Annotated in this window: 13 protein-coding genes; 8 read left to right on the forward strand and 5 right to left on the reverse strand. The window is 59.0% G+C overall.

Features of this window, described 5'->3' with window-relative positions; translation table 11 throughout:
• Window positions 1–45 precede the first annotated feature (45 nt).
• Window positions 46–447, reverse strand: coding sequence for a DUF4783 domain-containing protein (locus ABD837_RS07625; RefSeq protein WP_345052416.1), 402 nt, complete (start codon window positions 445–447; stop codon window positions 46–48).
• 161 nt (window positions 448–608) lie between these two features.
• Between ABD837_RS07625 and gpmI the strand changes: the two genes are divergently transcribed.
• On the forward strand, window positions 609–2153 hold the full coding sequence (gene gpmI / locus ABD837_RS07630) for a 2,3-bisphosphoglycerate-independent phosphoglycerate mutase (protein ID WP_345052418.1): 1545 nt from the start codon (window positions 609–611) through the stop codon (window positions 2151–2153).
• Window positions 2146–2730 carry a hypothetical protein gene (locus ABD837_RS07635; RefSeq protein ID WP_345052421.1) on the forward strand — a complete coding sequence of 195 codons (585 nt, stop codon included), beginning with the start codon at window positions 2146–2148 and terminating at the stop codon, window positions 2728–2730. Before gpmI ends, ABD837_RS07635 begins: the two co-directional genes overlap by 8 nt.
• Before the next feature lie 62 nt (window positions 2731–2792).
• On the opposite strand, the gene ABD837_RS07640 is transcribed toward ABD837_RS07635, so the two are convergent.
• Complete coding sequence (locus ABD837_RS07640) at window positions 2793–4361, reverse strand: hypothetical protein (protein ID WP_345052424.1); 1569 nt, start codon at window positions 4359–4361, stop codon at window positions 2793–2795.
• A 104-nt stretch (window positions 4362–4465) separates the two neighbouring features.
• Complete coding sequence (gene prfA, locus ABD837_RS07645) at window positions 4466–5539, reverse strand: peptide chain release factor 1 (RefSeq protein ID WP_345052427.1); 1074 nt, start codon at window positions 5537–5539, stop codon at window positions 4466–4468.
• A 197-nt stretch (window positions 5540–5736) separates the two neighbouring features.
• Here prfA and ABD837_RS07650 point away from each other — a divergent pair, with 197 nt between their 5' ends.
• Window positions 5737–6972 carry an acyl-CoA dehydrogenase family protein gene (locus ABD837_RS07650; protein WP_345052429.1) on the forward strand — a complete coding sequence of 412 codons (1236 nt, stop codon included), beginning with the start codon at window positions 5737–5739 and terminating at the stop codon, window positions 6970–6972.
• Between the two features lie 77 nt (window positions 6973–7049).
• Here ABD837_RS07650 and ABD837_RS07655 read toward each other — a convergent pair whose 3' ends face one another.
• On the reverse strand, window positions 7050–7415 hold the full coding sequence (locus tag ABD837_RS07655) for a hypothetical protein (RefSeq protein WP_345052432.1): 366 nt from the start codon (window positions 7413–7415) through the stop codon (window positions 7050–7052).
• A 123-nt stretch (window positions 7416–7538) separates the two neighbouring features.
• On the opposite strand from ABD837_RS07655, the gene ABD837_RS07660 reads away from it, so the two are divergent.
• From ABD837_RS07660 to queG, 5 genes are all read left to right on the forward strand, one after another.
• A complete protein-coding gene (locus tag ABD837_RS07660; RefSeq protein ID WP_345052435.1) occupies window positions 7539–8066 on the forward strand; it encodes a YfbM family protein in 528 nt (175 codons plus the stop codon).
• Between the two features lie 8 nt (window positions 8067–8074).
• On the forward strand, window positions 8075–8671 hold the full coding sequence (locus ABD837_RS07665; RefSeq protein ID WP_345052438.1) for an acyl carrier protein: 597 nt from the start codon (window positions 8075–8077) through the stop codon (window positions 8669–8671).
• Between the two features lie 48 nt (window positions 8672–8719).
• Window positions 8720–9067 (forward strand): HIRAN domain-containing protein, encoded by a 348-nt coding sequence (locus ABD837_RS07670; protein WP_345052441.1) that lies wholly within the window; start codon window positions 8720–8722, stop codon window positions 9065–9067.
• A 230-nt stretch (window positions 9068–9297) separates the two neighbouring features.
• Window positions 9298–10356: a Holliday junction branch migration DNA helicase RuvB gene (gene ruvB / locus ABD837_RS07675; protein ID WP_345052444.1), complete on the forward strand. Its 1059-nt coding sequence runs from the start codon at window positions 9298–9300 to the stop codon at window positions 10354–10356.
• 154 nt (window positions 10357–10510) lie between these two features.
• The gene (queG, locus tag ABD837_RS07680) at window positions 10511–11452 is read left to right on the forward strand and encodes a tRNA epoxyqueuosine(34) reductase QueG (RefSeq protein WP_345052447.1); all 942 of its coding nucleotides are present in this window, start codon (window positions 10511–10513) and stop codon (window positions 11450–11452) included.
• A 31-nt stretch (window positions 11453–11483) separates the two neighbouring features.
• Here queG and ABD837_RS07685 read toward each other — a convergent pair.
• A partial coding sequence (locus ABD837_RS07685) for a hypothetical protein (RefSeq protein WP_345052449.1) occupies window positions 11484–11971 on the reverse strand: 488 nt, incomplete at its 5' end.

Consider the following 11971-nt stretch of genomic DNA (forward strand, 5'->3'; position numbering starts at 1 on the left):
AAAAAGCCCCGGCGGCAGGCCAGGGCTTTTTAAGATGATTTCAGATTATTCTTTCGTGAAGTCCAGGGTGTCAATCACCGGCGCACCGCGCGAAGGCTTGAGCTTAACGAACACCCGGAAGGTGCCCGTGCGGCCCACGTAGCGCCCGATGGCGTACTGAATGTGCTCCTGGCTTTCGCCCTGGTGGATGAATTCAAAGCTGCTGGGCGTGTTTTTGGCGAAGAAGTCTTTGATGACGATTTCGGCCTGGGTGGCGTTGTAGCCCTGCTTGTCGCCGTCGAAACCGACTTCGACTGTAGCAGCAAAATATTGCGAGAGCTCGCGGGAAGAACCATTGCGGAGAGCCGAGCGCACAGCGCCGAGGTTATCGGCCTGAGCTTGTGCAGCCCCGGCCCCGAGGAGGAATAGCCACCCGAGTAATAGCGTTCGAATTAGATAGCGTTTCATTAGCGGGGTAATAAGTGCGTCATACGCAGCAGAAAGTGAAGCTAAAATGGTGCCAGGATGAATTAGGGTGCTGCGAAAGCGGGTTCGGGCCCGGCCGGCTAAAGTTGCTGCGAAGGTAGAAAAATTAAGCCCTTCGCACGAGCCCGCCGTATCTTTGCCGGATGACTAAGCAGGTTTTATTGGTGATTCTGGATGGCTGGGGCATTGCCCAGAATACCACGGTCTCGGCCGTTGACACGGCCCGTACGCCGTTCTTCCATGAACTGTTACAGCGCTTTCCGCACAGCACACTGCAGGCTTCGGGCGAGGCAGTGGGCTTACCCGAGGGCCAGATGGGTAACTCCGAGGTGGGCCACATGAACATCGGGGCCGGCCGCGTGGTCGACCAGGAGCTGGTGCGCATTGGCAAAGCCATTCGCGAGCGCAAGCTGGCCCAAGTGCCAGCCCTAGCCAAAGCGCTGGAATACGCCCTTGCCAACGACAAACCCCTGCACCTCATCGGCCTGCTCAGCGATGGCGGCGTGCACTCCCACATCGACCACGTAAAAGCCCTGTGCACCATTGCCCACGAGGCTGGCGTGCGCCGGGTATTTGTGCACGCGTTTACCGATGGGCGTGACACCGACCCCAAGAGCGGCGTGCGCTTCATTAATGAGCTGGAAGAATCGATGGTGCGCAGCGGGGCCAAAATTGCCTCGGTGGTAGGCCGCTACTACGCCATGGACCGCGACCGCCGCTGGGAGCGCGTGAAAATTGCCTACGACCTGTTGGTACACGGCATCGGCACGCCTTCGCAAAACCTGATTCAGACCATTCAGGAGCAGTACAAGGAGGGCGTAACCGATGAGTTTCTGAAGCCCATCGTGAAAACCGGCCCCGATGGCCAGCCCCTGGCTACTATCGAGGAAGGCGACGTGGTGTTGTGCTTCAACTTCCGCACCGACCGTGGCCGCGAAATCACGGAGGTGCTCACGCAGCAGGATATGCACGCTTTCCAGATGCAGCGTCTGAACCTGCACTACCTCACCCTCACCAACTACGACGAAACGTTCGTGGGCGTGACGCCCATCTTCCAAAAGGACAACCTCGATAACACCCTGGGTCAGGTATTGGCCGCGCACGGCAAAACCCAAATTCGCATTGCCGAAACCGAGAAGTACCCGCACGTAACGTTCTTCTTCTCGGGCGGCCGCGAGAATGAGTTTGAAGGCGAGCGCCGCATCCTGCGCCCCTCGCCCAAAGTGGCCACCTACGACCTGCAGCCCGAGATGAGCGCCGCCGACCTGCGCGATGCCCTCATTCCCGAGCTGCAGGCTAATTCGGCCGATTTTGTGGTGCTAAACTTTGCTAACCCCGACATGGTGGGCCACACCGGTGTCTTCGAAGCCGTGGTGAAGGCCGTGGAAACCACCGATGCCTGCGCCCAAGCGGTGGTAGAAGCGGCCTTGGCCGCCGGCTACGCCAGCATCATCATCGCCGACCATGGCAACGCCGAGTTTATGCGCAACGCCGACGGCTCGCCCAACACCGCGCACACCACCAATTTGGTTCCCTGCATTCTGGTCGATAACGACTACCACGGCTCCCTCGCCGAGGGCAAGCTTGGCGACCTGGCCCCCACCATTCTGGAGCTGATGGGCGTGCCTAAGCCAGTTGAGATGACCGGCCTGAGTCTGTTGCGCCCCAGCCTCGTGCCGAATGCGTAGGCGCAGTGTGGCCGCCTGGGCGGGCGGCGTATTGGCCCTGCTGCTGGCGGGCTGCGGCGAGGCCAGCCCGGCTGCGCCGCAGCCCCGCCGGCCGCTCTATTTTGATGTGAAAGGCCTGCTCACAAAGCAGGTGGCACAACTGGAGCAGCGCCATGCCACAGTAACCAAGCATGTGCGGCTGCGGGCCGAAGCGCCCGAAACCGTGCGGGTACCCGCTGTGAAGTGGGCCGACGAGCTACAGATATTTTTTCAGGCGGATATCAACAAAGCTGCTTTGCGCGGGGCATACGCCGTCGATTCGGTGGCACTGCCCGATGGAGCGTTGCGCCGAACTTATACGCGGCGGTCGGGCCAGCCCAATGCACCGGTAACCCGCCTGGTAGTAGTGCAGCAAGGGACGGAACCGCAGGAAATCGCGGCTACTATCATCCAGAGCAACGCGTTATTCTCAGCCCAAAAGCAGCTGCGGATGCAGTTGCAGCATGGCCAGCTGCGCCGCTATGAGGTAGTAGGCACCCAGAAACTTGTGTTATTCGATACGTTGCGCTACTCAGCGGCCGGCGTAGTGGAGCAGTAGCGCAACTGCGAATAAGCAAAAGCTGGGGCAGTGAGTGAACTAGCAAAGCCCGCACTATGGGACTACTTGTGCTCGTAGGCTCCCAGGGCAGGCTGCGTTTGACCGGTGGCCGGGCGGGGCAGGTTGCGCAGGTCGCGCGGCGGGACGTTGCCGGCGGCTGGCCGGCGGGGTGCGTTGGCCGGCGAGGTGGCCTGCAAGGTGTAGTCGGGCCGACTGCTGATAAGAGCCGTGCGCACGAACAATGGGTCCACATTCAGGAGGTTGATGCCGGGCGCGCCCACCACGGCGGGCGTACTGGCGTAGTCCTTGGTGCGCAGCAGGGTGTTGCGGATACTGACGTTGCTGACGTACTGCGGGTAATTCTCGAGGAAAAGCTCGTCATCGATGGTGCCCAGACCAAGGTTGGAGCCCCACACGATGGAATTACGAAGGCTGAGGCTGAGGCTAAGCGGCGGGCTCTTCGCGTTCAGGGCGTTAACGTTTGTGAAGCCAAGCGAAGGAGTTTCGCGGCGGAAAGCGGGCGTATAGTTGGCGAAGGTGCAGAAATTGAAGTCGTACGCCCCGCCCACACCAGCCACGGCATATTCGCCGCAGTTGGTGAACAGACAGTTGGTGGCCGTCAGGTTGCCCGAGTAACTGATGACGCCACCGCCGGAGGTGGCCGTTGTGTTAGCAAACGAGAGGTTGGAGCCCGAAATGTTGCGGATGACCGTGTTGGTTAACGTCAGGTCCGGGCGAGGAAGCTTGTCCTCAGGGTTCAGCAACAGGGCCCCGAACGTGGAGTTCTTGATTTCGGCGTAGCGGATGCTGTTGTTGCGGCTGGTGGATGTGAACACAATGCCACCCCATTGACCAGGGATATCATCATAATAAGTTTCCAGCCGGTCGCCCTGAAAGCGCACGATATTAGGGTTGTTAGCTTTAACTGTATCGGTTGCGCCAGTGCCCGGCACAAAGTTGTCGTTCACACGCAGGGTCCCATTCACTTGTAGGTAAGCCCCGGCGTGGCTATAGATGCGAGCCCCTTTCGGAATGGTGAGCGTGATGTTTTCGCCAACCAGCACGCCAAACACAAGGGGCGGTTGCCCTTGCACTATCACCCGGCTCGCCGTAATGATGACATGAGGCTTATCGGTACGCCAAGTAGTATTGGTCAGAATGAGGTCGGCCCGGTGGAAATAGGCGTTCTGGCCATAAGCGACCAACTTCACGTTCTGGTCGTTGCCGTTGGTGCGGAAGTTCACTTGGTCTTCTACCAGAAACTTCTTGGGCGCGGTGGCCTGGCCGTTGTCGCCGAGCACGGCTCGTATCAGCACCTGCAGGCTGTCGTTGCCGCGAATGAGGACGCCACTCTGCGCCACGCCCGCGTCGCCGTTAATAATCAGCGAATACGTGGTGCCTGCCGTGCCTGCCAGGCTGATGTCTGTCTTCACCGCGCCGCTGTTGCGATTGTACACCCACAGCCGCTTCGTTACCGTGCGGATGGTGGTAAAAACCGTGTCGAATAGCACCGTGTCCTGGTCGAATTCCAGGCGGCCGGTGGTCTGTATCAGGTCCTCCTTCGGCTCGCAGCCGGGCAGGATAGTGAGCAGGCAACTCAGTACCAGAAACAGCGGGAAGAGGTAGCGCATAAGCAGGGGCGCAGCAAAAGGGGCAGCGCCCCCACGAAACGATAAAGCCGGTTTGGTATTGCAGCAGCAGCGGCGGGACCAGTAAAACCAGCCCCGCCCCACGCTTATTTCGTGACGCCTTCCTGCAGGCGCTCGGCGCTTTCGGCGATGCGGAGCTGCTCCACGAAGTCGTCGACGTTGCCTTCCATCACGCTGGCCAGGTTGTACACCGTGTAGCCGATGCGGTGGTCGGTCACGCGGCCCTGCGGGTAGTTATAAGTCCGGATTTTATCGGAACGGTCGCCGCCGCCAATCATGCTTTTGCGCACGATGCCGTCGGCTTCGTTCTTCTTGGCCAGCTCCATGTCGTACACGCGGGAGCGGAGCACGGCCAGGGCCTTGTCGAAGTTTTTGAGCTGCGATTTCTGGTCCTGGCACTGGGCCACGAGGCCCGAAGGCAAGTGGGTGAGGCGCACGGCCGAATACGTGGTGTTCACGGACTGACCGCCGGGACCGCTCGAGCAGAAGTAGTCCTTCCGAATGTCGCCCATGTTCAGCTCCACGTCGAATTCCTCCACTTCCGGAATCACCACGATGGAAGCCACGCTGGTGTGAATGCGGCCCTGGGTTTCGGTGGCCGGCACGCGCTGCACGCGGTGCACGCCGCTTTCAAACTTGAGTTTGCCGTACACGTCCTCGCCGCGCACGGCCACGATGATTTCCTTGTAGCCACCGGCGGTGCCGTCCATGGCGTCAATCAACTCCATCTTCCAGCCCTGCTTTTCGGCGAAGCGCATGTACATGCGCTGCAGGTCGCCAGCAAAAATGGCGGCTTCGTCGCCGCCCGCACCGGCCCGGATTTCCATGATGACGTCCTTCGAGTCGTTGGGGTCCTTGGGCAGCAGCAGGTCTTTGATGAGCTCTTCAAGGCGCTCCTGTTCGGGCTGCAACTCGTCGAGCTCGGCCTTGGCCATTTCGCGGAAGTCCTGGTCCTTTTCGGTGGCAATGACTTCGCGGGCGTTTTCGATGTTGCTGAGCACGCCCTGGTAGTTGCGGTACTGGGCCACAATCTTGCCCAGCTCCTTGTATTCCTTGTTCAGGGACTTGTAGCGCTTCAGGTCCGACATCACGTCGGGCTGCATCAACTCCTCGTTGACGTTTTCGTAGCGCTGGTTGATGGCTTCTAGTTTATCGAGCATCGGGTGTTCGGAAAATAATCAGATAGACTGCAAAGATACTGAATCTAAACACCTCTATTCCGCTAGTGGTTCGCAGGCAGCGATAGCCGGTAGGGGATTCCGGGCAGCAGGCGGTTAAGGACTGTTGCCAACCTGAGGCAACACTCCTTCCGCCCGCCTGTTATCTTTGTCCGAATCCCCACCTCACCACCCCACCCATGTCCTCGGAAGCAGACGTTCTCTCCCCCGAATCCAAAGCCCACACTGCCCAAAAAGGCAGCACCAACGCCAACGGCTTCACCGATTATTTCGACCTCGACGGTTTGTTGACCGAAGAGCACCTGCTCATTCGCCAGTCCATCCGCGACTTCGTCAAAAAGGAAATCAACCCCAACATCGAGAAATGGGCGCAGGACGCGCACTTCCCTTCGGAAATCGTGCGCAAGTTTGGCGATGTGGGCGCGTTCGGCCCCACCATCCCGCAGGAGTACGGCGGCGGCGGCCTCGACTACATCAGCTACGGCCTGATTATGCAGGAAATTGAGCGCGGCGACTCGGGCATGCGCTCCACCGCCTCGGTCCAAGGCTCGCTGGTGATGTTCCCGATTTACGCCTACGGCTCCGAGGAGCAGCGCAAGAAATTCCTGCCCAAGCTCGCCAGCGGCGAGTGGCTCGGCTGCTTCGGCCTGACGGAGCCCGACCACGGCTCGAACCCCGGCGGCATGACCACCAACCTCAAGGACATGGGCGACCATTACCTGCTGAACGGGGCCAAGCTCTGGATTTCGAACTCGCCCGAGTGCCAGGTGGCCGTGGTGTGGGCCAAAAACGAGCAAGGCCGCATCAAAGGCGTGATTGTGGAGCGCGGCATGGAAGGCTTCTCAACGCCCGAAATTCACAACAAGTGGAGCCTGCGCGCCTCCTGCACCGGCGAGCTGGTGTTTGAGGACGTGAAAATCCCCAAGGAGAACATTCTGCCCAACATCGACGGCCTGAAAGGCCCGCTGTCCTGCCTCGATTCGGCCCGTTTCGGCATTGCCTGGGGAGCCATCGGCGCGGCCATCGACTGCTACGAGTCGGCCCTGAAGTACTCGCTGCAGCGCGAACAGTTCGGCCAGCCCATCGGCGGCTTCCAGCTGCAGCAGAAGAAACTGGCCGAGATGATTACCGAAATCACCAAAGCCCAGCTCATGGCCTGGCGCCTCGGGGTGCTCAAAAATGAAGGCAAAGCCACTTCAGCGCAGATTTCGATGGCCAAGCGCAACAGCGTGGACATGGCTCTGCACGTGGCCCGCGAAGCCCGCCAGATTCACGGCGGCATGGGCATCACGGGCGAGTACCCCATCATGCGACACATGATGAACCTGGAGTCGGTGATTACCTACGAGGGCACGCACGACATTCACCTGCTGATTACGGGGGCGGATATTACGGGCATTCAGGCGTTCAAGTAGGCTTGGTACATGATGTAGCTTATCAACTGCAAAAACAAAAGCGGCCGCTCCAGCAATGGGGTGGCCGCTTTTGTTTATTAACGTTTCTCCAGCAGGTAGATGGTTTCGGTGATGGCTCCATTCCCCACGCTGTTTTGTGTAGAATTAACCACGCGCCAGCCCACCTGTTGAAGTTCATTGATTTTTTTCAGCTCAGTGAGGTGCATCTGGTCGAAAGAACTGGCTACCTTGGTTATAGTACCTGTTTTGGCGTCGGCCTCCTGCGTTTGAATCTGCCCCTCAGGAGTAATGACAGAAATGGTGTTTTTGGCGCTGAAGCCGCCGCCAGTAAAGCGGCTGATGACCATCATATAACCTGAAGCATCAGCCGGAGCCTTCGGGTAAAACGCCCACGAGCCGGCCACGGCCAGCGCCAATGCGGCGGAGAGAAACATCTTTTTCATGAGAAATCGGGACAGGGTGAAAGCGTGAAACGCTTTAAAGATAAACTGCGGTGTAGTTTGGCAGCCTAATAGGCCCTCGCTACCACTATGGTAAGAGTGGCTGCTGATTCAGTTGATTATTATATGGGAATGTACTGCGAGCTGCGCCAGCTCAATCCCGACTATGCCAGCCAGTTGCTTGCCGACCCTGACCGAGTGCTGCACTACGCCGAACGTGTCGAATCGGGCCGCTTGCCCAAAGCCGCCCAAGGCGAAGACCTTAATTTGGATAAGGCCTGGCATGGCCTACACTACCTGCTCACGGGGACGGCCTGGGCTGGTACCGAACCTGCCTGTTACCTGCTGGCCGGCGGAGAGCAGGTAGGCGACGAGGAAGAGCACGATGTCTTCGGCTATGGCCCCGCCCGCATCCTGATGCCTGCGCAGGTCGCCGCTTTCAATTTCGCTGTGGCGGCCCTTACGCCGGCCGAAATCGAGCTGCGCTACCAGCCCGCCGAGATGACCCGGCTCGATATTTACCCTGGGATATGGGAACGGCCAGATGAGGCCGAAAACAACTTCGGATTTCTAACTGAGGCCGCCGCCGGGCTGCGCGGGTTTCTACGGCGGGCTGCGACGCAGGGGCAGGCGCTTATTATCTACTTGGCATAGGTTCGATTATGGGACTCGATACCGTAGAGTTGATTGTCAACTTCGAAAAGCATTTTGGACTGGTTATTCCCGACCGGGTGGCTGAGCGTATCGGTACTGTGGGCGAGATGGCTGCGTGGCTAGGCCAGCAGCTGGGCACCACCGGCCGGCGCGATTCGGCTGCCCGTGCGGCGGTGGCCACGCAGCTGCGGGCGCTATTTTCGCTACCCGCTACCCTGGCCGCCGCAGTGGCTGAAGCGACGCCGCTGCTGCCGCTGCGGCCCGACCCATCTGCTTGGAAAGACTCCGCTGCTCAGTTGCAGGCCCAGCATGGCCTGAAGCTGCCAGGGCTGCCCCTGGTTCCCTCCACCCCGGCCCTTGGCTGGCTGGCCCGGCTGTTTGGCAGCGACAGGCTGCCGCCCCGGCCCGCCCTGAGCACCAGCACTCTGGGCGAGCTCATCGACTGGACCGTAGCCCTGAATTTCGAGCTGCTGCTGCCGCCACCGTACCACAATCAATACGACGTGGAACAGGCCGTCATTGGTCTCACCTGCGACCAATGCGGGCTAAGCGTTGAGGAAGTCCGGCTTGGCAGCAGCTTCACCAACGATTTGGGCCTGGACTAAAGTCGTCGCGCTCAGCAAAACCCGCCGCCCGTACCGTAATTTGGCCCCATGATGAAAATCGTCCCTACTTCTGACCCCCTTGTGTTGCTTGAATGCCTCGTGGCGGGGACTTCGCATCGCCCCAATCTGGAGAAGTACGAACCCAAGTTACAAGTAGGCCAGGCCCTGCACCTAACCCGTGAAGTGGACAGCAAGTACGACGACTGGGCCGTGCAGGTACACACTGCTCCCGCCACCGACCCGGCCAACGTGTGGTTGGGTTACCTGCCCGAGGGCCGCAACGAAACCGTGGCTCGCCTGCTCGACGCCGGCAAGCACCTCTCGGCCCGCCTCAACCACAAATCCTGGGAAACCGACTGGCTGCATCTGGATATTGAAGTGCTACTACACGAGTAATTGAGGTAATTCTGGGCACTTCATGTTATCCTGAGCTTGCGAAGGACCTTATCAATCTTGCGCCAACTCACCTAATGCAAACGGTTCTTAGGTGATAAGGTCCTTCGCAAGCTCAGGATGACAAATGGCGCTTGGGAGGACAATTATCGACACGAAGGGAGCTTTTCTGCTTCCAAAACAGTTACTCAATAGCTTAGCAAGCGCCGACCAATCATTTTAGCAATAACATTATGCGCGAAGCCTTCCTCACTGGCGAAAACGAACATTTCGACGCCACCGACAAGGACATCGACAAGGCCCTGCGGCCGCTGTCGTTCGACGACTTTACCGGCCAGGAAAAGATTCTGGAAAACTTGAAGGTGTTCGTGGCCGCCGCCAAGCAGCGCGGCGATGCCCTCGACCACGTGCTGCTACACGGCCCTCCCGGCTTGGGCAAAACCACCCTCTCGCACATTATCGCCAACGAGCTAGGTGCGGGCATTAAAATGACCAGCGGCCCGGTGCTCGACAAGCCCAGCGACTTGGCCGGCCTACTCACCAACCTGGAGCCGCACGACGTGCTGTTCATCGACGAAATTCATCGCCTCAACCCCGTGGTGGAAGAGTACCTGTACTCAGCGATGGAGGACTACCGCATCGACATCATGCTCGACTCGGGCCCTAATGCCCGCTCGGTGCAGATTTCGCTGTCGCCCTTCACCCTCGTGGGCGCTACCACGCGTTCGGGCATGCTCACGGCGCCGCTACGCGCCCGTTTCGGCATCTCGGCCCGCCTGGAGTACTATGATTCGAAGCTGCTTACCAGCATTGTAAAACGCTCGGCGGAGATTCTCGGCACGCCCATTCACGAGGATGCGGCCTTCGAAATTGCCCGCCGCTCGCGCGGTACGCCCCGCATTGCCAACAACCTGCTGCGCCGCACCCGCGACTTCGCTCAAATCAAAGGCGACGGCACCATCACGGTCGATATTGCGCAGTTTGCTTTGAATGCCCTCGACGTGGACGCCCGCGGCCTCGACGACATGGACAAGCGCATTCTCACCACCATTATCGACAAGTTTAAGGGTGGCCCGGTGGGCATCAGCACCATTGCCACGGCTTGCGGCGAGGAGGGCGAAACCATCGAGGAAGTGTACGAGCCGTTCCTGATTCAGGAAGGCTACATCAAGCGCACCTCGCGCGGCCGGGAGGCGACCGAAGCCGCTTACCAGCACTTGGGCCGCCTGTTACCCAACCACCTGCGCGGCAACAACGGCGCTAGCTTGTTTGACGAGATTACCCAGGGCTAAAGCGGTTTCATATTTGTCATCCTGAGCGCAGCGAAGGACCTTATCACCCTAGAACGATTTGCCGCACCGAAATGCTGTGGTGGTGTTCAGAGGTGATAAGGTCCTTCGCTGCGCTCAGGATGACTATTTTTAGGTGTTTCCTTAGCTGTTGCCAATGCTTCCACAGTCCGAATGGGCCCCTTTCATCAAGCGCCGCGCGGCGGAGCTGGGCTTTATGGCCTGCGGCATTTCGAAGGCGGAGTTTCTGGAAGAAGAAGCCCCGCGCCTCGAAACCTGGCTCACGCGCCGCATGAACGGCAAGATGGGCTACATGGAAAACCACTTCGACAAACGCCTCGACCCGCGCCTGCTGGTGGACGGCGCAAAATCGGTGATTTCGCTGCTGCTCAACTACTACCCCGCGCCTGAAAACCAGCAGCCCGACGATACCCTCAAAATTAGTAAATACGCTTACGGCCGCGACTACCACTTTGTCGTCAAAGACAAGATGAAGACGCTGCTGGGCGATATGGAAGCTGAAATTGGCCAGATTGGTGGCCGCTGCTTCGTCGATTCGGCGCCGGTGCTGGACAAGGCCTGGGCCAAGAAGAGCGGCCTTGGCTGGGTAGGCAAAAACGCCAACCTAATAACCCCAGGCACGGGCTCCTTCTATTTCATTGCCGAACTGATTGTGGACGTAGAGTTGCCCGCCGATGGGCCCATCCGCGACTACTGCGGCACCTGCACGAAATGCCTTGACGCCTGCCCCACGCAGGCCATCACCGAGCCTTACGTGGTGGACGGCAGCAAGTGCATCAGCTACTTCACCATCGAACTGAAGGACCAGATTCCGACCGAAGTAGCCGGACAGTTCGGTAATTGGATTTTCGGCTGCGACATCTGCCAGGACGTGTGCCCCTGGAACCGCTTCTCAAAGCCACATAGCGAGCCCCAGTTCGACCCTGCTCCGGGCCTTAAAGACCTTACGCCCGGCGACTGGCGCGAAATCACCCACGAATTGTTCTCCGAGCTATTCCGCCAGTCGGCCGTGAAGCGCACCGGTTACGAGGGCCTCAAGCGCAACATCCGGTTTATAAGCGAGGTTCCGCCGCAATAGTGCTTATGCGCGGGCTACTGTTGGCTTCCTGCTATGCTCCCAGGCTGAGTTCGCCGAAAACCCGTTTGAGAACACGACGATAGAGGCGCGAAAACTGCTGGTAGCACCAGGTGCGAAAATCCGGCAACTCGGCTGGCTGCAGCATTTTGAGGGCTTTGCGCAATTCTTTTTCGAACAGCGCCTTGCTGAAGCTTACTTTCAGCAAAATCATTTTCACGTAGTCTAACATCAGATAGAGGAAGGTGAAAAGGTGAATAATCCGGCCCGCGACGTCAACATCAGTAGGTCTGTGAGAAGTAAAGAAAGCTAAAAATTGCAAACCAGTGCACAGTGGGTGTGAGTCGAACAATAGGCCGGGGTGCCCGATACGCAAAAAGAGCGGCCAGAGCCACTCTTTTGCTGAAAAAAGCCAGAATTTTATACAGCGTTTTCTTAGGTTGCACGGACAATTAGCGGAGCCACAACAGGGCCGAAACGAAGTGCACCATTCCCAAAAAGCTGCTGGCCGTTTTATCGTAG

Source organism: Hymenobacter glaciei, from assembly GCF_039539585.1.
Lineage (GTDB): Bacteria > Bacteroidota > Bacteroidia > Cytophagales > Hymenobacteraceae > Hymenobacter > Hymenobacter glaciei.